At 71.5% G+C, this 18606-nt stretch carries 19 protein-coding genes; 10 read left to right on the forward strand and 9 right to left on the reverse strand.

From position 1 onward, the window contains the following. The first annotated feature begins 100 nt into the window (after positions 1-100). From RKD20_RS20375 to RKD20_RS20385, 3 genes are all read left to right on the forward strand, one after another. A complete protein-coding gene (locus tag RKD20_RS20375) occupies positions 101-1456 on the forward strand; it encodes an aspartate aminotransferase family protein (protein ID WP_424878957.1) in 1356 nt (451 codons plus the stop codon). Positions 1457-1548: 92 nt separating this feature from the next. Next, positions 1549-2250 carry a GntR family transcriptional regulator gene (locus tag RKD20_RS20380; protein ID WP_020124024.1) on the forward strand — a complete coding sequence of 234 codons (702 nt, stop codon included), beginning with the start codon at positions 1549-1551 and terminating at the stop codon, positions 2248-2250. A 130-nt stretch (positions 2251-2380) separates the two neighbouring features. Continuing rightward, positions 2381-3031, forward strand: a complete 651-nt coding sequence (locus tag RKD20_RS20385) for a hypothetical protein (RefSeq protein ID WP_020124023.1) — start codon at positions 2381-2383, stop codon at positions 3029-3031. A gap of 3 nt (positions 3032-3034) precedes the next feature. On the opposite strand, the gene RKD20_RS20390 is transcribed toward RKD20_RS20385, so the two are convergent. Further along, on the reverse strand, positions 3035-3328 hold the full coding sequence (locus RKD20_RS20390; RefSeq protein WP_424878958.1) for a hypothetical protein: 294 nt from the start codon (positions 3326-3328) through the stop codon (positions 3035-3037). A 193-nt stretch (positions 3329-3521) separates the two neighbouring features. On the opposite strand from RKD20_RS20390, the gene RKD20_RS20395 reads away from it, so the two are divergent. Further along, complete coding sequence (locus RKD20_RS20395) at positions 3522-4376, forward strand: NAD(P)H-binding protein (RefSeq protein WP_424878959.1); 855 nt, start codon at positions 3522-3524, stop codon at positions 4374-4376. 101 nt (positions 4377-4477) lie between these two features. Here RKD20_RS20395 and RKD20_RS20400 read toward each other — a convergent pair whose 3' ends face one another. Beyond that, entirely contained in the window at positions 4478-5362 is an 885-nt protein-coding gene (locus RKD20_RS20400) for a sigma-70 family RNA polymerase sigma factor (RefSeq protein WP_424878960.1), read from the reverse strand. 121 nt (positions 5363-5483) lie between these two features. Here RKD20_RS20400 and RKD20_RS20405 point away from each other — a divergent pair, with 121 nt between their 5' ends. From RKD20_RS20405 to RKD20_RS20420, 4 genes are read left to right on the forward strand one after another with little or no spacing between them, the layout of a single operon-like run. Next, positions 5484-5669, forward strand: a complete 186-nt coding sequence (locus RKD20_RS20405; RefSeq protein ID WP_424878961.1) for a hypothetical protein — start codon at positions 5484-5486, stop codon at positions 5667-5669. Beyond that, complete coding sequence (locus RKD20_RS20410) at positions 5666-5848, forward strand: hypothetical protein (RefSeq protein ID WP_424878962.1); 183 nt, start codon at positions 5666-5668, stop codon at positions 5846-5848. Before RKD20_RS20405 ends, RKD20_RS20410 begins: the two co-directional genes overlap by 4 nt. Before the next feature lie 7 nt (positions 5849-5855). Next, a complete protein-coding gene (locus RKD20_RS20415) occupies positions 5856-6368 on the forward strand; it encodes a hypothetical protein (RefSeq protein ID WP_424878963.1) in 513 nt (170 codons plus the stop codon). Further along, positions 6365-6736: a peptidase inhibitor family I36 protein gene (locus RKD20_RS20420; RefSeq protein ID WP_424878964.1), complete on the forward strand. Its 372-nt coding sequence runs from the start codon at positions 6365-6367 to the stop codon at positions 6734-6736. Before RKD20_RS20415 ends, RKD20_RS20420 begins: the two co-directional genes overlap by 4 nt. 33 nt (positions 6737-6769) lie before the next feature. Here the strand turns inward: RKD20_RS20420 and RKD20_RS20425 are convergent, their stop codons facing one another. Together RKD20_RS20425 and RKD20_RS20430 are read right to left on the reverse strand one after the other, a co-directional pair. Then, complete coding sequence (locus tag RKD20_RS20425) at positions 6770-8587, reverse strand: bifunctional metallophosphatase/5'-nucleotidase (protein WP_424878965.1); 1818 nt, start codon at positions 8585-8587, stop codon at positions 6770-6772. Positions 8588-8733: 146 nt separating this feature from the next. Next, positions 8734-10017, reverse strand: a complete 1284-nt coding sequence (locus RKD20_RS20430) for an adenylosuccinate synthase (protein ID WP_424878966.1) — start codon at positions 10015-10017, stop codon at positions 8734-8736. A 189-nt stretch (positions 10018-10206) separates the two neighbouring features. On the opposite strand from RKD20_RS20430, the gene RKD20_RS20435 reads away from it, so the two are divergent. Continuing rightward, positions 10207-11055, forward strand: a complete 849-nt coding sequence (locus tag RKD20_RS20435; protein WP_424878967.1) for a diacylglycerol kinase — start codon at positions 10207-10209, stop codon at positions 11053-11055. Between the two features lie 63 nt (positions 11056-11118). Here RKD20_RS20435 and RKD20_RS20440 read toward each other — a convergent pair whose 3' ends face one another. The 5 genes from RKD20_RS20440 to RKD20_RS20460 all read right to left on the reverse strand — a co-directional run bounded on the left by RKD20_RS20440 (position 11119) and on the right by RKD20_RS20460 (position 16948). Continuing rightward, complete coding sequence (locus RKD20_RS20440; protein WP_424878968.1) at positions 11119-13659, reverse strand: FtsX-like permease family protein; 2541 nt, start codon at positions 13657-13659, stop codon at positions 11119-11121. Between the two features lie 7 nt (positions 13660-13666). Further along, complete coding sequence (locus tag RKD20_RS20445; protein WP_424878969.1) at positions 13667-14419, reverse strand: ABC transporter ATP-binding protein; 753 nt, start codon at positions 14417-14419, stop codon at positions 13667-13669. Next, complete coding sequence (locus RKD20_RS20450) at positions 14416-14649, reverse strand: hypothetical protein (RefSeq protein ID WP_424878970.1); 234 nt, start codon at positions 14647-14649, stop codon at positions 14416-14418. Before RKD20_RS20450 ends, RKD20_RS20445 begins: the two co-directional genes overlap by 4 nt. Before the next feature lie 164 nt (positions 14650-14813). Then, positions 14814-15563, reverse strand: a complete 750-nt coding sequence (gene eutC / locus RKD20_RS20455) for an ethanolamine ammonia-lyase subunit EutC (RefSeq protein ID WP_424878971.1) — start codon at positions 15561-15563, stop codon at positions 14814-14816. Next, entirely contained in the window at positions 15560-16948 is a 1389-nt protein-coding gene (locus tag RKD20_RS20460; protein ID WP_424878972.1) for an ethanolamine ammonia-lyase subunit EutB, read from the reverse strand. Before RKD20_RS20460 ends, eutC begins: the two co-directional genes overlap by 4 nt. Positions 16949-17097: 149 nt before the next feature. Here RKD20_RS20460 and RKD20_RS20465 point away from each other — a divergent pair, with 149 nt between their 5' ends. Further along, complete coding sequence (locus RKD20_RS20465) at positions 17098-18606, forward strand: APC family permease (protein ID WP_424878973.1); 1509 nt, start codon at positions 17098-17100, stop codon at positions 18604-18606.

Below are 18606 nucleotides of genomic sequence, written 5' to 3' on the forward strand. Positions count from 1 at the left end.
TGTCAATCGTTCGGCCCTGGACAACCTGTCGCGTAATGCCCCCGTCCACAGACAGGACGCCGATACCGCTTCCGCATCGCGGACATTTACGCTCACTCGTATGACCCCTCAGCCACACCCCGAGGTCGGCGCCGCCGTGAAGGCCGCGGACCGTGCTCATGTGTTCCACTCCTGGTCCGCGCAGGAGCTCATCGACCCGCTGGCCGTCGCCGGTGCGGAGGGCTCGTACTTCTGGGACTACGACGGGAACCGCTATCTCGACTTCACCAGCGGACTCGTCTACACCAACATCGGATACCAGCACCCGAAGGTCGTCGCCGCGATCCAGGAGCAGGCGGCGAAGATGACGACCTTCGCGCCCGCCTTCGCGATCGAGGCCCGCTCCGAGGCGGCCCGGCTGATCGCCGAGCGGACGCCCGGGGACCTCGACAAGATCTTCTTCACCAACGCCGGCGCGGACGCCGTCGAGCACGCCGTGCGCATGGCCCGGCTGCACACCGGGCGGGCCAAGGTGCTCTCCGCCTACCGCTCGTACCACGGCGGTACGCAGCAGGCCGTCAACCTCACCGGTGACCCGCGGCGCTGGGCCTCCGACAGCGCCTCCGCCGGGGTCGTGCACTTCTGGGCGCCCTTCCTGTACCGGTCCCGCTTCTACGCCGAGACCGAGGAGCAGGAGACCGCCCGGGCGCTGGAGCACCTGGAGACGACCATCGCCTTCGAGGGCCCGGCCACCGTCGCCGCGATCGTCCTGGAGACCATCCCGGGGACGGCGGGGATCATGGTCCCGCCGCCCGGCTACCTCGCCGGGGTCCGCGAGATCTGCGACAAGTACGGGATCGTCTTCGTCCTGGACGAGGTCATGGCCGGGTTCGGACGCACCGGTGAGTGGTTCGCCGCCGACCTCTTCGACGTCACGCCCGACCTCATGACCTTCGCCAAGGGCGTCAACAGCGGATACGTGCCGCTCGGCGGTGTCGCCATCTCGCAGAAGATCGCCGACACCTTCGGCAAGCGGCCGTACCCCGGCGGGCTCACCTACTCCGGGCACCCGCTCGCCTGCGCCGCCGCCGTCGCGACCATCAACGTGATGGCGGAGGAAGGGGTCGTCGACAACGCCAAGCACCTCGGTACGGCCGTCCTGGAGCCGGCGCTGCGGGAGCTCGCCGAGCGGCATCCGAGCGTCGGCGAGGTGCGCGGCGTGGGCATGTTCTGGGCCCTTGAACTCGTGAAGGACAAGGAGACCCGCGAGCCGCTCGTGCCCTACAACGCGGCGGGTGAGGCGAACGCCCCGATGGCCGCGTTCGCGGCTGCCGCGAAGAAGCAGGGCATCTGGCCGTTCGTCAACATGAACCGGACCCATGTCGTGCCGCCGTGCAACGTCAGCGAGGCGGAGCTGAAGGAGGGGCTCGCCGCCCTGGACACCGCGCTCTGCGTGGCGGACGAATACACGGAGTAAATCCGCCCGGCCTCCGAACGCGTAAGGTGGCGTGCTCGTAGACATATGTACGAGCACGCCATTTGCACCTGCGCGAGGGAGGCGCCCCGACGATGCCCGGCAGCAGCGGCAACGGTGCCGTCACCCGCAGCACGCTGCGGCAGCAGATCGCGGACGCGCTGCGCGACGAGGTACTGGCCGGGCGGCTCCAGCCGGGGCAGGAGTTCACCGTCAAGGAGATCGCCGAGCAGTACGGCGTCTCCGCGACCCCGGTCCGCGAGGCCCTCGTGGACCTGTCCGCGCAGGGGCTCCTGGAGGCCGACCAGCACCGCGGCTTCCATGTGCACGAGTACTCCCTCGACGACTTCCGCGGCATGATCGAGGCCCGCAGCCTGGTCACGGACGGCATGTTCCAGGCGCTCGACGCCGGCCACCGCATCCTCCAGGAGCTCGACGAACCCCGTACCGCGGCGGCCGTGGCGGGCGTACGGCGGCGCGGCGAGGAGGCCCAGCGGGCCGCCGCCGCGGGCGACCTGACCGTGCTGATCGGCTACGACCTGCGCTTCTGGCGCGAACTGAGCGTCCTGTTCGGCAATCCCTACCTCGCCGACTTCCTGCACCGGCTGCGTGTGCAGACCTGGGTGTGCACGGTCCAGCACCTGCGCCGGCTCACCGATCTGCGCGGCAGCCTGTGGTCCGCGCACCCCGAGGTCGCCGACGCCCTGTACCGGCAGGACACCGCGGCCGCCCGCGAACTCCTCACCGCCTACAACGGCCACTATCTGACCCTCATCGAGGGCCTCACCGCCGACTGACGGCCCCCGGCAGGGGTAAGGGACCACCACGACCCGCACAAGGGGCCCCGCCCCGGGGCCGCAGCGACTACCCTTCCCTGACCACCGTGTGACGATATCCGCGCACCGCGAGTATCCGAGGAGCTGTCTTTTGGCCTGTGACCTGTGGCTGGTGCCGCTTGTCGACGTGTTGTGCCACACCCCGGACAACCCGTTCGCCGAGGAACTCGCGCAATACAACAAGGTGCTCACCGAGGCCGGGTTGCCGCCGGTGCCGGTGTACCAGTACATGCCGGGACTGTCCGGCGAGGTCGCCCCGGTGGCCGGTTTCGACTACGACGCGCTGCACTTCCTGCGCCGCGCCTATCTGCTCCAGGTGTGCGGGCTCCCGGTCACCCCCGTGGACGAACTCGGCGGGGACTACGAGCAGTTGCTGGAGATGTTCGAGGCGACGGCCCAGCAGTCCCATCTGGTCTGGCACTACGACCACGCGGGTGCGTACGTCCCCGTCGACTTCCCGCATCCCCTCGCCAACGACGAGCTCCTCGCGGGCGGTGGCCCGTTGGGGTCCTCTCAGGCCCTGCTGCGGGAGCTGGAGTTCGTGGCCCCGGTGATCGGCATCGACCCGGCCAATCCGCCGGCGCCCCCCGAGCCGCCACGCGCCCCCACGGAGCTGGAGGAGCCGGCCGTTCCCGCCCCGTACGACCCCAGTCCCTTCGCCCGCGAACGCCATGTCTGGCTGGGGCTGCACGCGGCGGCCACCCGGAGTCTCGCCCAGGGCTCGATGATCATCTTCAGCTGAGGGTCAGCGCCCCAGCTGCGAGAGCCCCTTCTGGAGGTCCTCGGGGTTCATCACCGGGGTGTACGTGATCTTGGCTCCCAGGTTCATGAAGAACGGCTCACTGATCACCGGCATCAGTGAGCTGTCCTGCATGTCGAAGAAGATGTAGGCGGTGCGCTGACCGTTCTCGGAGGTGAAGTAGGCCGCCTCGGGCTTGATCTGTTCCATCGACGCCTCGATCAGCTTCGGCAGGGTGCCGTTGCTGATGGCCTCGTTCGCCTTCTCGGTGTCCATGGCCACCTTGAGCAGTACGCGCATCGCACTCACCTTCTCCAGATCGACAGGCAGAGATGCACGGTCTCAGAATATGCCTGAATGCCGCATTTCTCCCCGGCTACTCCCGCGGGAGCAGCCGCACCGCCTCCCCCGGTGCGACGCCGGCCGCCGCCGTCGCGCGCAGGCTGGGGTCGTCCACGAGTCGCCCATGAGGCATCCATGAGGGGAGACGGCGATGATCCTGGTGACCGGAGCGACAGGCCATGTGGGAAGCGAGCTGGTACGGCATCTCGCGGCGGCCGGGGAGCCGGTGCGCGCGATGACCCGGCGGCCGGCCGAGGCCCGGCTTCCCGCGGGCGCCGAGGCGGTGTACGGCGACGCGGCGGACCCGGCGAGCCTGGAGGCGGCCTTCGCGGGCGTGGACGGCGTCTTCCTGATGTCGGCGCAGGTGGTGGGCACCGCTCCCGAACCCGCCCACGACCTCGCGCTCGCCGCGGCGGCGCAACGGGCGGGCGTGAGCCGGGTCGTGAAGCTGTCCACCCTGGACGGCGGCACGGGCGACGACCCGATCGCCCGCTGGCAGCGGACGGCGGAGGCGGCGGTGACCGACCCGGCCCGCGGCTTCGCCTGGACCCTGCTGCGCCCCGGCCCCTTCATGTCCAACGCCCTGCAGTGGGCGGGGCAGTTGCGGGCCGGCGACGAGGTGGCGATCCCCTTCGCGGACCGCCCGGCGGCGAGCATCGACCCGGCGGACCTGGCCGAGATCGCGGCTCCGGCACTGACCTCGACGGCCGAACACGCGGGGGCCACCTACGAGTTGAGCGGCCCGCAGTCCCTCACCCCCACCGAGGAACTGGCGATCCTCGGCGAGGTCCTGCGCCGCGACCTGCGCGTCCGCCCCGTCCCCACCGACGCGGCCCGCGCCGGCATGGCACGCTACGGCTTCCCTCCCGAGGTCGTCGACGCGATCATGCGACGCACCCTGGACGGTGACCGGGGTGCGGAGGTACTGCCGACGGCCGAGAAGGTACTCGGGCGCCCGGCACGGACGTTCGCGCAGTGGGCGCGGGCACACCGGGAGGAGTTCTGAGGCCGGGGCCGTGGTGAATGTGGCGGTGCCCGGGACGGCGTACCGGAGCCTCGGCGGCCGTCGCCCGAGCACCTCAGCGCCTGAACATCTCCTCGCCTGAACTACCCCTCCACCACCGCCACTTCCACCTTCCGCAGCCGATCCGGCTCCGCCACCACGTCGATCTCCCGGATGAGGTCGCCGTCGAAGGTGAACCGGAGCAGCACCCGCAGCCGACCCTCCTCCAGCATCGCCATGCCGACCTCGCCGTCGACGAGGACGAGAGCGGCGGAGCGGGCGCGGCCCAGGGAGGCCATCGCGCCCTCCGCCACCGGGCGGGCGCCCCGGACGAGGACGGGCTCGGGGGTCGGTACGACGGCACGGTCGGCGTGCAGGACCACGTCCGGGTGGAGCAGGGCGAGCAGGGCGTCGAAGTCACCGCCGCGGGTGGCGGCGAGGTAGGCGTGCACGACCCGGTGGCGCCGCGAGGCGTCCGCGGTGGGCGCGGCCGGTGCGGGGGCGCTCTTGACCCGGCGGCGGGCCCGGCTGGCCAACTGCCGGGTGGCCACCGGGGTCTTGTCGATCAGCGGGGCGATCTCGTCGAACGGCACCTGGAACATGTCGTGCAGCACGAACGCGAGCCGCTCGGCGGGCGCGAGCGTGTCGAGGACGATCAGCAGGGCGAGGCCCACGGAGTCGGCGAGGAGGGCCTCCTCCTCGGGGTCCGTGACACGTGCCGCGGACGCCGGGATCCGGTCGGCCGACAGCTCCTCCTCGCGGCGGGCCTCCCGCGCCCGCAACAGGTTGAGGCAGACCCGGGCGACGACCGTGGTCAGCCACCCGCCCGGATTCTCCACACCGGACGTGTCCGCGCGGTCGACGCGCAGCCAGGCGTCCTGGAGGGCGTCGTCGGCCTCGCCGAGCGAGCCCACCATGCGGTGGGCGACGGCCCTCAGCCGCGGCCGGTGCTCCTCGAACTGCGCGGCCATCCGGTCACGTTCGGACACGGCGTCCCTCCCCCGGTTCCCCCTGAACACCTTCGGCGCACCCTAGAGCACCGGCCGATGATGATCCACTGAACGGGTGAATGCCCGCATACGCCCAGAAACGGATGGGCATGCAGCGCGCATGCGCCCTGCCTTGATCACCTCCGTGCTGCTCGCCGCCCTGATTCCCCTCGCCGCGCCGCCCGCCCACGCCGCCGCTGCCGTACCGCCGGGACACGTCTACTTCTGGGCCGAGCCGGGGCAGATGGGACCCGGCGGCGCCTGGGACTACGCGCCACCGGGGTACAAGGAGGCGGAGCGCGGGTGAAGCGGCACGCGTACTCCTTCGACTCCCACGCGCCGGTGACCGTGTACGCGATCAGCTTCCAGGGCGGCGGCGCCTGTGTGTACCGGGCGATCCGGCCGGACGACTACTCCGACAACTGGGGCTGGGCCACGAGTTTCGACGGCGTCAGCGACACCACCATGGGCTGCCAGGCCGGCTGACCCGCTCATGCGTGCCCGTACGGCAGCGGCCCTGGCCGTCCTCACTCTCCTGACCCTCCTCACCGGATCCGCCTGCACGGCGGGGGCCACCCACCCGGCGCCCCCGGCCGACGACGTGATCAAGGCGGCCACCCGCGCACTCACCGACGACTGTCTGACCCGGCAGGGCCTCACCCCGAAGTCGGGCCGACAGCGCGTGTCCGACGCCCTGTTCGGCACCGGCCGGGCGGAACTGTCGCTCCGGCTGCCCACCGGCTACGTGGTCCGCACCCACACCGACGGCTGCCTCGCGGCGGCGCAACGGCGGCTCTACGGCGACCAGGACCGCTGGTTCCGCAGCTCGGTCGTCGTCAACAACCTCAGGCCCGAGGCCGACAGGACCGGCCGCCCGCTCTCCGAGGTCCGGGCCGCGCACCGCGCGGAGATCGCGGAGTGGCGGCGGCTGCGCGCCCATGCCCTCACCACAGCGACCGCCCTGCTGGAGGCCGGCGGCACCACCCACCCGAAGGGAAACCAGTGAAGCGCTTCATCGCCGTCCTGTCCGCCGGACTGCTCGCCACCGGAGTCGTCCTCGCCACCTCGGCCTCGGCCCAGGCGGCGGCCTGCGGCAGCGGGAACTTCTGCGCGTGGACGGACGCCAACTACCAGGGCCAGAAGATCGAGTGGACCGGCGACGACGGCTGGTGGGAGGGCAACATCGCCGACCAGGACTCCTCCTGGGCCAACCACGGGATCTCGGGCCCCGGCATCAAGGACTACGTCAAGGCGTACGCCTCCGCCAACCAGCTCGGCCCCATGACCATCTGTCTCGCACCCGGTCAGGAGGCCGGCTACAACGGCGTGGCCAACGACCGCGGCGACTCCCACATCTGGGCGACCGGCTGCTGAGACGCCGGCCGCCCGAGCGGGGTGGGGGCCCGGTCAGAAGACCGGCGTCCCGCCCTGCGTCAACCGCCAGTTGGTGACCGCGAAGGCCTTCGGGTCCAGCGACCCCTTCGAGGTCACGTAGTCGATCATCAGCTGGCGGATCTCGTTGGTGGAGCTGTAGGCGATGTCGGCGGCCGCGATGTGCGGGTAGCCGGAGCCGCCGTTGGCCCGGTAGTTGTTGACGGCGACGACGAAGACCTGGTCGTCGGCGACCGACGTCCCGTTGTAGCTCAGGTTCTTGATGCGGGAGCCCTCGGCCGCGGCGATGTCGATGTCGATGTCGTACGAGACGCCCGCGGCGGTGTCGTACATGTAGTCCCAGAAGTTGTTGGCGTTGGTCAGGGTCGCGGTTTCCACGGCCGTGCCCGCCGGCACCTGGTGGTAGTACTTCGCCGCGTACTCCAGGTAGTCCTTGAGCTGGGCGCCGGTGAGTTTCTTGCCGTAGAGGGTGTTGTCGTAGATGTAGAGCCCGGCGATGTCCTTGATGGTGACGCTGCCCGCGGGGATGTCGGCGGTGCGGGAGAAGGGCGCGGCGACCGAGATCAGCGGGAGGGCCGCGTCGGAGGCCGACAGGCCCGCCTTGACGGTGTCCATCTGGACCTGGTGGATGAAGTCCATGATGGGGACGTCCTTCCAGCAGGAGTCCGCCGCGGAGAGGTCCTCGGTGCAGGTGCCGACGGCCGTGTTGACGTACTTCACGACCAGCTCGTGGTCGGCCTCCAGTAGCTTTTTGATCTCCGGGTCCTCGTCGACCGTGTTGGGGTTGAGGGTCTGGGCGGTCTTCTTGGTGACCTTCCACTGCCCGCGCACGAGTTCCAGCTCGAAGTCGAAGACGCTGAGCCGGTAGCCCCAGCAGTACGGCTCGGAGAGCAGGACGTCCTCGCCGGTCTCCTCGTTCTTCACGGTGTACGACGGCACCTCGACGTGGGTGTGGCCGACGAGGATCGCGTCGATGCCGGGGACCTGCTGGGCGACGAGGTTGGAGGCGTTCTCGACGTAGGGCAGCTCGTCGCCGTAGGACGAGGAACCGTCGAGCCCGGAGTGGTCGGTCAGGAAGACGACGTCACAGCCGAGGGCGCGCAGCCGGGGCACGTACTTCCTCGCCTGCTCGACCAGGCCCGGGAAGACCATCTTCCCGCTGACGTTGTCCTTGTCCCACAGGGCGATGCCGGGGTTGGTGAGGCCGAGGATGCCGACCTTGATGTCGGGCGCGCCCGGCACGCAGATGCGCTTCACGGTGTACGGCTGGAAGGCGGGCCGCAGCGTCTTCGCGTCGAGCGCGTTGGCGCCCAGCAGCGGGAAGCGGCACTGGCTCTCGAACTTCCTGAGCACCTCGATGCCGTAGTTGAACTCGTGGTTGCCGAGGGCGGCGGCGTCGTAGCGCATGTGGTTCATGGCGACGGCCATCGGGTGCTTGGGCGCGCCCTTGTCGGTGATGGGCCGCACGCGCGCGAAGTAGTAGGCGAGGGAGGTGCCCTGGATGATGTCGCCGGCGTCGACGAGCAGGACGCGCTCCTCGCCCTTCGCCGCACGCTGCTGCTTGATGAGGGTGGCGACCCGGGCGACGCCGACGGAGTTGCCCTTGCTGTCGGAGTACGCCTTGTCGAGGTAGTAGTCCCAGTCGAAGACATGGCTGTGCAGGTCGGTGGTGCCGAGGACGGAGAACGACCAGGTGCGGTTCTTCTTCGCGGCGGGCTTGTGCTCGGCGGCCTCGGCGGCGGGGGCTCCCACCGACCCCGCGACGGCCACGGCCGCCCCGGTGACGGCCGACTTCTTCACGAAGTCCCGGCGGTTGAGGGGACTGACGGGCATGGAGGGCTCCTGGGGGCAAGGTGCGGGAGGACGGCACTACACGCGTAGATGCTGGTCTCACACCCGTGCGCCCGGGAACCAGGAAAAGGCCATGGGCCGGTCAAGGAAGTCCCCGACCGGCCCAACAGCTGACGAACAAAAGGGATTTACAGGAACGAGTTGATTTCGATCGTCTCGTCCCGGCCCGGGCCCACGCCGATCGCGGAGATCGGGGCGCCGGACATCTCCTCCAGCGCCTTCACGTAGTCCTGGGCGTTCTTCGGGAGGTCGGAGAAGGACTTCGCCTTGGTGATGTCCTCGCTCCAGCCCGGCAGGTACTCGTAGACGGGCTTCGCGTGGTGGAAGTCGGTCTGGGAGTACGGGAGTTCCTCGACGCGCTGTCCGTCGATCTCGTACGCGACACAGACCGGGATCTGTTCCCAGCCGGTGAGCACGTCGAGCTTGGTGAGGAAGAAGTCGGTGAGGCCGTTGACGCGGGTCGCGTACCGGGCGATCACCGCGTCGAACCAGCCGCAGCGACGGTCACGGCCGGTGGTGACACCGCGCTCACCGCCGATGCGGCGCAGCGCCTCGCCGTCCTCGTCGAACAGCTCGGTCGGGAACGGGCCCGAGCCGACGCGGGTCGTGTACGCCTTGAGGATGCCGATGACCCGGCTGATCTTCGTCGGGCCCACGCCGGCGCCAGTGCAGGCGCCGCCCGCGGTCGGGTTCGACGAGGTGACGAAGGGGTACGTGCCGTGGTCGATGTCCAAGAGTGTGCCCTGGCCGCCCTCGAACAGGACGACCTTGTCCTGCTCCAGGGCCTGGTTGAGCACCAGGACCGTGTCGGCGACGTAGGGCTTGAGCCGGTCCGCGTAGCTCAGCAGTTCCTCGACGACCTGGCCCACCTCGATGGCCCGGCGGTTGAAGACCTTGGTCAGGAGCTGGTTCTTGCCGTCGAGGGCCGCCTCGACCTTCTGGGTCAGGATCGACTCGTCGTACAGGTCCTGGATCCGGATGCCCACGCGGTTGATCTTGTCCGCGTAGGTCGGTCCGATGCCGCGGCCCGTGGTGCCGATCTTGCGCTTTCCGAGGAAGCGTTCCGTCACCTTGTCCACGGTGACGTTGTACGGCGTGATGACGTGGGCGTTACCACTGATCAGGAGCTTGGAGGTGTCGACGCCGCGGTCGTTCAGTCCGTTCAGCTCGGAGAACAGGACCGATGGATCGATGACGACACCGTTACCGATGACCGGGGTGCACCCCGGAGACAGGATTCCGGAAGGGAGGAGGTGGAGGGCGTACTTCTGATCGCCCACGACTACCGTGTGGCCGGCGTTGTTGCCGCCCTGGTAGCGCACCACATAGTCCACCGAGCCACCGAGCAGGTCGGTTGCCTTTCCCTTGCCTTCGTCACCCCACTGAGCACCGAGCAGCACAAGTGCGGGCACGCGCGTACACCCCTTCCGGGCGGGGCATGTCCAAGGTCGGGGGCGTACGCGTACGGTTCACTCCGTCGCGTGCACCACGGCCGTCGTCGGCCGCTGCCCGTCGGACCCGGATGCCCCGGAATAGACGAAGCCCCTGGCGCAATAGCGCAAGGGGCTCTTGCACCAAGATGCTACCCGAGGAAGCGAGGCATGGCCGAGGTGGCGACTTCCGCGACGTCCGATCAGCTGCTGGTGGTGATCGACCCGGTCGCCCGGCAGACGGACGGCGAGTCCGTACGGATCGTGAAAGACGTGCTCAGCGCGGGTGCGGCGACGAAGGTGTGTCTGCCGGACGGGCCCGAGGAGTTCGCCCGGGCACTGGCCCGGCGCGGCTCGCGGCGGCCTGTGGTGGTGGGTGACGACCGGGCGCTGATGCGGGCGGTGGTACTGCTGCACCGGCAGCGGGAGCTGGCCGAATGCGTGCTGTCGGTGGTGCCGGTGGGCCCGGTCCTGGGCGTCGCCCACGCGCTGGGGGTGCCCCTGGGGGCGGTGGCGGCCGCGCGGGCGGTCCTGGACGGGGCCGAGCGGCGGCTGGACATGCTGGTGGACGACAGCGACGGGGTGGTCCTCGGAGCGCTGCGGATTCCCGCGCCGGCCGCCCGGCAGGAGCCGGTGGAGGCCGCGCGGCCCTGGCTGCGGACCTGCCAGTCCCTCGTACGGACCCTGGTGCCGGCCCGTCCCGCCCGGGAGACCGCGCTCGCCGTCGCCGGGCCCTCGCGGCTGCGGGTGGAGGTCGACGGGGTGACCCTGGTGGACCTGGACCAGCCCCTGGAGGCGGTCTCGGTGACCCCGGGCTCCGGCGGCGGCCTGGCCTCGGTGGAGGTACGCCCGCTGTCGGTGGGGGCGGAGGCCTCCCCCCTGCTGGCCACCGGCAGGACCGTGACCGTCACCGGGGCGGACTTCCGCTACCGGGCGGACGCGGGCGTGGCGGGACCGGTACGGAGACGGACGTGGATGGTGCAGGAGGGGGCGTTGGGGTTGGTGTTGCCGGGGCGGTGAGGGTTGGGTCCGCAGGCACCGCACCGCTTTCCAGCGCCGGTCGGTGCATCGCGGACGCTGAACTCACTGCGCGCGGATCACCTCCGCCGGCGGCATGCGCAGCGCGCGGCGGGTGGGGAGTTCGACGGTGAGGAACGCCGTGACCATGACCGTGAGCGCGGCGGCCGGCAGGAGCCACACCGGCCCCGCGGGCCAGGGTCGGCCGAGGAAGCCCTGGCCCAGCAGCGCCAGCGGCAGCGCGGACAGCAGCAGGCCACCGGCGAGCGCGGCGGCGGCGATGACCGCGGCCTCGCGGCGCATCATCGAGCGGATCTGGCGGGGCGTGGTGCCGCCCAGACGGAGGGCCGCGAGTTCCGTGCGGCGCTGGGCGGTCGCCGCGACCAGCTTGTTCGCGATGCTCAGCAGCAGGTACGCGAGCAGCACCACGATCACGACCAGGTTGATCCACACCTCGGGCGGGGTGTCGCTTCCGCCGTGCGTGGCCCGCGTGGTGGTCAGGGTCAGGCCGGGATGTGCTGTGGCCAGCGCCGCGAGCCGGTGTCCGGTACCGGCCGTGCCGTCGGTGCGCGCGAGCACGCTCTGGGCCAGGTCCGTCGTCGTATGACCGGCCGCCAGGTCGCGGGAGAGGACGATCGGGCCGAAGCCCAGGCCCCGGGAGTAGACGGCGACGACCCGGGCGACGACCGGCGTCCCGTCGCCGAGGACCAGGTGCACCCGGCTCCCGATCCCGGCTCCGCGGGTGCGGGCCGCGTCACTGCTCACGGCCACGGTGGCGCCGGTGAGCCCGTCGAGGCCGCCGTCCCGTACGCCGGGATCGAGGACGTCCGTCGCGTCCGGCGTGAGGATCATCGCGGACGCGGACTCGGTGTCGGGCTCGCCGAACTGCTCGTACTGCCACACGGCCGTGGTCGTGGTGACCGGCGCGGCCGCCCGTACGCCCGGCGTGTTCCGTACGGCGGTGAGCGTGCCCTCGGGCAGACCGCCCAACGCCAGCGCGGTGAGCCGGTACGGGGCGAGCGTGCCGGTGTCCGTGTCGTGGGAGGTGGCGGCCATGACGGTGGTCTGGGCGAAGGTGTAGGTCAGGACGAAGACGACCGCCATGGCGAGCGGGCTGACGATCCCGGCGTTGCGCTGGGCGTAGGCGCGGAGGTTGGCCATCGCGAGCCAGGTCGGCGCGGAGACACCGGTACGCGTGCGCCGGGCCGCCGCGTTGCCCAGCGCCTTGATGAGGGCGGGCCCGGCGAGGGCCAGGCCGATCGCGCCGAGGATGCCCGCGAGGGAGGTTGCCGAGGCTCCGATGACGGTGCGCGAGAACAGCGGGACGACCGCCATGGTGCTCGCCGCGGCGAAGAGCAGCAGGCCGGTGCGGGTGCGCGCGCGGGACGGGGTGCGCGGTTCGCTGCGTGACTCGGCGACCGCCTCGGTGGCCGGCATCCGCGAGGTGCGCCAGGACGCGGCCCGGGCGGACAGCTGCACGGAGGCGGCGGTCAGCACCAAGGTGGCGAGGGCGGGCACCGGGCCGATGGTCAGGGGGAGCTCGGCGGGCAGGACGCCTCGGTGCGCCAGTACGTCGTGGAACCGGCCCGCGAGCAGGTAGCCGAGCGCCACGCCGGGGACGAGGGCCACGCCCGCCACGACGGACGACTGCGCGGCGGCCAGTCGCCGTATCTGCCTGGGCGTCGCGCCCACCGCCCGCATCAGCGCCAGGTCGCGGCGCTGCCCGGCGACCGCCACGCCCAGCGCGCCCGCCGTGACGAACCCGGTGATGAGCAGCACGATCCCGGCGAGCGAACCGGACAGGAGCACGAGCAGCGAGCGGGCCGCGCCCGCGCCGGGCGAGACGGCGTTGCCCCGCTCCCCTCCGGTGACGACCTTCAGGCCGGTACCGGCCACCTGCTCGCGGACCGCCTCGGTGACCCGGTCAGCGGCACCGGGCGCGGTTTTCAGGCCGATCAGGTCGACGGTGCCGGCGCGCGGACCGTCGCCGCCCCGGTCGGCGAGCCGTACGGCGGTGGCGTCGGCGAAGAAGACGCCCGCGCCCGGTGTGCCCACCACGGCGGAGACCCGGTACGGCTTGGCGGGGCGGCCGTCCGCCACGACCTCGACCCGGTCACCCGCCTCGATCCCGGCCGCCGCCGCGGTGGCGGTGTCGACGGCGATCTCGCCGGAACCGGCCGGGGCACGGCCCTCGATGTGCGGCGCGGCCAGCAGCTTCGTCGAGGACCAGCCGTGGCCCGCCGTCCCGGGGTCGTCACCGGCCGGTACGACGCGGCCGTGGGCGTCGACGAGAGCCGCCGGGAAGTCGACGGCGCCGACCGCGGCGGTGACGCCGGGCAGCCCGGCCAGCCGGTCCGTCAGCCGGGCCGGGACCGTGGCGCGCTCGGGCAGGGCGATGGGCAGGTCGCCGCTCGGGTGGAACTCCTGGTCGGCCGCCACCACGACGTCCGCGCCGGCGAGGCGGCCGGGCGGCAGGTGGGAGCGCAGGCCGGACTCGGCGAGGACGCCGGTGGCCGTGACGAGCGTGGCGCCGCCGAGGGCCGCGCAGGCCACGGCGAGCAGTGCGGTGATCCGGTGGGCGGCCATGCGTACCGCGAGAGCGAACATGGTCTCTCTACCTCTCCGCCAACGCGACGAGCCGGTCGGCGAGTTCGGGCGCGGTGGGCGCGTCCAGGGCGTCGACCACGCAGCCGTCGGCCATGACGAGGGTGCGGTGGGCCTGGGCCGCGGCGGCGGGGTCGTGGGTGACCATCACGACCGTCTGACCCAGGTCGTCGACGAGGGCGCGCAGCAGGTCGAGGACCTGGTGGGCGCTGCGCAGGTCGAGCGCGCCGGTCGGCTCGTCCGCGAACACGACGGCCGGACGGGCCGCCAACGCCCGTACGACGGCGGCCCGCTGCTGCTGGCCACCGGAGAGTTCGGCCGGGCGGTGGCCGAGCCGGTCGGCCAGACCGACCCGCTCGACGAGGGTGCCCAGCCAGTCGGCGTCGGGACGGCGGCCCGCGAGGCGCAGCGGCAGCGTGATGTTGTCCTCGATGCTGAGGGACGGGATCAGGTTGTAGGCCTGGAAGACGAAACCGACGCGCTCGCGGCGCAGTTCGGTGCGGCGGGTCTCGTTGAGTCCGGCGATCTCGTGGCCGTCGATACGGATGCTGCCCGTGGTCGGGGAGTCGAGCCCGGCGGCGCAGTGCATCAGGGTGCTCTTGCCGGAGCCGGAGGGCCCCATGACGGCGAGGAAGGTGCCGCGCCGCACGCTGAGCGACACGTCGTCCAGGGCCCGCACTCCGCCCACGTACGTCTTGCTGACCCGCGCCAGCGCGATGGCGGGCGTCTGCCGCGCGGTGAGCGGCGCGACGGGGGCGCTCACTTGTGTCCCCGCAGGTTGCGCACGACCAGGGTGCCGGCACAGAGCACGGTGACGACGCCGCACAGCAGGTGCACCCAGGTGCGGGCTCCGCCGAAGGAGGCGGCCATGTTGGCGACGGTGCTGACCACCACCACCGCCCACAGCGCGGAGCGCAGGACCTCCCCGCGGGAGACACCGCTCGGGCCGTCGGCGGGCGGGTCGGTCAGCCGGCAGGGGTTCGTGTGGGTCATGGCTCTTCCTCAACTCGCGCCTGGTGTTCGGCTCCTGCCGTCACCTCACCGACGCTATGGATCAGGACCCCCCTCGACCGATCCCGCAGTCCGCCCGGTTCGAGGTACAGCAGGCTGTACCTGCCGGCGGTCGGGCGCCCTGCGCGCGAAGAACCCGCCATGCCCTACGCCGGCGGAACCACCGCCTCCGACTCGTCCTTCAGGGCCACCCCCGTGGCCCCCAGTTCCCGCGCCCGCCCCATCAGCCCCGCCAGCTTTCCCGCCGCCCCCTCGTAGGAGAGCCCCATCGGCGGCCGGATGTTGGACAGGCAGTTGCGGTCGGCGTCGGTCGTCACCCCCGGCACCGGCCGGTGCGTCAGGTACGCCCCCAGCGAGTCCGCCGCCGACATCCCGGGACGTTCCCCGACCAGCACCACCACCATGCCCGCCCCCATCGCGGAGGCGATGTCGTCACCCAGCGCCACGCGAGCCTGCTCGGCGAGGACGACAGGAGCGACGGCCCAGGACGGCAGACGCTCCGTCGTCCGCCGTACGACGGCCGCCGCATGCTCGTGCACCGCCCGGCTGGACAGCCCGTCGGCGACGACGAAGACCACGTCCCACTCCCCCACCGGCAGATGCGCCCGGTCGATGGCATGCAGTCGGCGACCCAGATCCGGCCTCTGGAGATACGTCAGCCGATCGGGAGCCGCACTGCGGACCCGTACCGTCGGCATCCCCGCCAGCCCCGCCACCACCGCGTCCGGGTCGAACGGCGAGTGCACCGCGTCCCGGGCCGCCGCATGCGCGGCCTGGAGTTCGAGCCGGTGCCGGGTGGGCAGTGCGGAGCCGGAGCGGCCCAGCCCGATACGGGCCTGCGTGTGGCGACGCAGGGACGACCACAGCTCGCCGTCGCCCGGAGTGATCTGGCTCATGCCGCGAGCTCCCTTCCGATGGCCGTCAGCGGATGTCCGCCCGCCGCGTCCCTGATCGCCCCCCGGTCGTCCAGCAGCCCGATCGACTCCAGCCACGCCTCGAACTCCGGTGCCGGGCGCAGCCCCAGGACCTCCCGGAGGTACAACGCGTCGTGGTACGAGGCTGACTGGTAGTTGAGCATGATGTCGTCGCCGCCCGGTGTGCAGATCACGAAGGACGCGCCGGCCACGCCGAGCATCGTGAGCATCGTGGCGATGTCGTCGTCGTCCGCGTCGGCGTGGTTGGTGTAGCAGATGTCCAGCCCCATCGGCAGGCCGAGGAGCTTGCCGCAGAAGTGGTCCTCCAGGGCGGCGCGCAGGATCTGCCGGCCGTCGTAGAGGTACTCCGGGCCGATGAAGCCGACGACGGTGTTCACGAGCAGCGGGTCGTAGCGCCGCGCCACCGCGTACGCCCGGGCCTCCACCGTCTGCTGGTCCACCCCGTGGTGCGCGCCCGCCGACAGGGCACTGCCCTGCCCGGTCTCGAAGTACATGACGTTCCGGCCGACCGTGCCCCGCCGCAGGGCGAGGGCGGCCTCGTACGCCTCGTCGAGCAGCCCCAGAGTCACCCCGAAGGACGCGTTGGCCGCCTGTGTCCCGGCGACCGACTGGAAGACCAGGTCCACCGGGGCTCCCCGGGACATCAGGTCCACGCTGGTCGTGACATGGCACAGCACGCAGGACTGGGCGGGGATCGCGTACCGCTGGATCACCCCGTCGAGCAGTTCCAGCAGGTCCCGTACGGCCTTGGGGCTGTCGGTCGCCGGGTTGATGCCGATCACCGCGTCGCCGGAGCCGAGCAGCAGCCCGTCGAGGAGGGCCGCCGCCACGCCCGCCGGGTCGTCGGTCGGATGGTTGGGCTGGAGCCGGGTCGCCAGCCGTCCCGGCAGCCCGATCGTCGAGCGGAACGCGGTGACCACGCGCACCTTGCGGGCCACCGCGACCAGGTCCGCGTTGCCCATCAACTTGGAGACGGCGGCGACCATCTCGGGCGTGAGCCCGGGCGCGAGGGCGGCCAGCGCCCCCGCGTCGGCTCCGGGGGACAGCAGCCACTCCCGGAACTCGCCCACCGTCAGCCCCGCCACCGGCGCGAAGGCGGCCGTGTCGTGCGTGTCGAGGATCAGCCGTGTCACGTCGTCGCTCTCGTACGGGATCAGCGGCTCGGCCAGGAACTGAGCGAGCGGCACGTCCGCCAGCGCCCAGCGGGCGGCCACCCGCTCCCTTTCGGACGCGGCTGCGAGTCCCGCCAGCCGGTCGCCGGAGCGTTCGGGACTCGCGGCGGCGAGCAAGCGGGCGAGGGTGTCGAAGCGGTGGTGTCGACCGCCGAGAACGGACGTATAGCTCATGCCGACGACGCTACGAGCCGCGTGTTGCGGTCAGATTTCTAAAGGTATGGTTGACAAACATTTAACGCCCCGAGACCCTTGCTCGACTTATTGGGTCTACAGAGTTCCGGTTCGACACGTAGTGGACGGACAAGGAGAGGGGCCACCCGATGGCAGTGGACGAGGGAGTCGCCCCGGCGGCGAAAACGGACGGCGACGGCGCGGTCCACCGGCTGAAGCCCAACGCCATCGGCCTGCTCGGCGTGGTCTTCATGGCCGTGGCGACCGCGGCCCCGATCACCGCGATGACGGGCAACGTGCCCTTCATGGTCTCCGCGGGCAACGGCATCGGCGCCCCCGCGAGCTATCTCGTCGCAATGGTCGTCCTGGCAATCTTTTCCGTCGGCTTCACCTCGATGGCGAAGCACATCACCTCGACGGGCGCCTTCTACGGCTTCATCTCCTACGGCCTCGGCCGCACGGTCGGCCTCGCGTCGGGACTGCTCGCGACCTTCGCCTACGTCGTCTTCGAGCCGGCGCTCATCGGCATCTTCTCGTCGTTCGCGACGGGGACGCTGAAGGACCAGACCGGGGTGCACATCCCCTGGTGGGCCTTCGCGGCCCTGATGCTCGCCGTCAACGCGATGGGCACCTGGTTCGGCGTCTCGGTCGCCGAGAAGCTCCTCGTGGTCCTGCTCGCCACCGAGGTGACGGTTCTCGCCGCGATGGCGGTCTCCGTCGCCCTCCACGGCGGCGGCCCGGACGGCTTCAGCCTCGACCCGGTCAATCCGGTCAACGCCTTCAAGGGCACGTCCGCCGGCCTCGGCCTCTTCTTCGCCTTCTGGTCGTGGGTCGGCTTCGAGTCGACGGCGATGTACGGCGAGGAGTCCCGCAACCCGAAGAAGATCATCCCCAAGGCGACGATGATCTCCGTCCTCGGCGTCGGCGTCTTCTACGTCCTCGTCTCCTGGATGGCCATCTCCGGCACCGGCGAGGCGGACGCCGTCAAGGTCGCCACCGCCAACCCCTTCGGGCTCTTCTTCGGCCCCACCGAGCGGTACGTCGGCCACTGGGCGGTCGACGTCATGCAGTGGCTGATGATCACCGGTTCGCTGGCCTGCGGCATGGCCTTCCACAACTGCGCCGCCCGCTACATGTACGCGCTGGGCCGCGAGGGCGCCCTTCCCGCCCTCAAGAACACGGTCGGCCGCACCCACCCCCGGCACGGCTCACCGCACGTCGCGGGCCTGGTGCAGACGGTCGTGACGGCCGTACTCCTGGTGGCGTTCTGGGCGGCCGGCAAGGACCCGTACAGCGGCACATACGTCCTGCTCGCCATCCTCGGCACCATGGCGATCCTGATCGTGCAGGCCGTGTGCTCCTTCGCGGTGCTGGCCTACTTCCGCACCCACCACCCCGAGACCCGCCACTGGTTCCGCACCCTGACGGCCCCGCTGGTCGGCGGTGTGGCGATGCTCGCGGTGGTCGCCCTGCTGGTCTCCAACATGAGCGCGGCGGCCGGCTCGGAGTCCGGCTCCCTGGTGCTGAAGGCCACGCCGTGGCTGGTGGCGGCCGTCGCCGCCCTGGGCATCGCGTACGCCCAGTACCTGAAGCGCCGCTCCCCGGAGCGGTATCTGCTGCTGGGGCGGACGGTGCTGGAGGAGACGAAGGAGCGGTAG

Source organism: Streptomyces sp. SLBN-8D4 (genome assembly GCF_049739545.1).
Lineage (GTDB): Bacteria > Actinomycetota > Actinomycetes > Streptomycetales > Streptomycetaceae > Streptomyces > Streptomyces canus_C.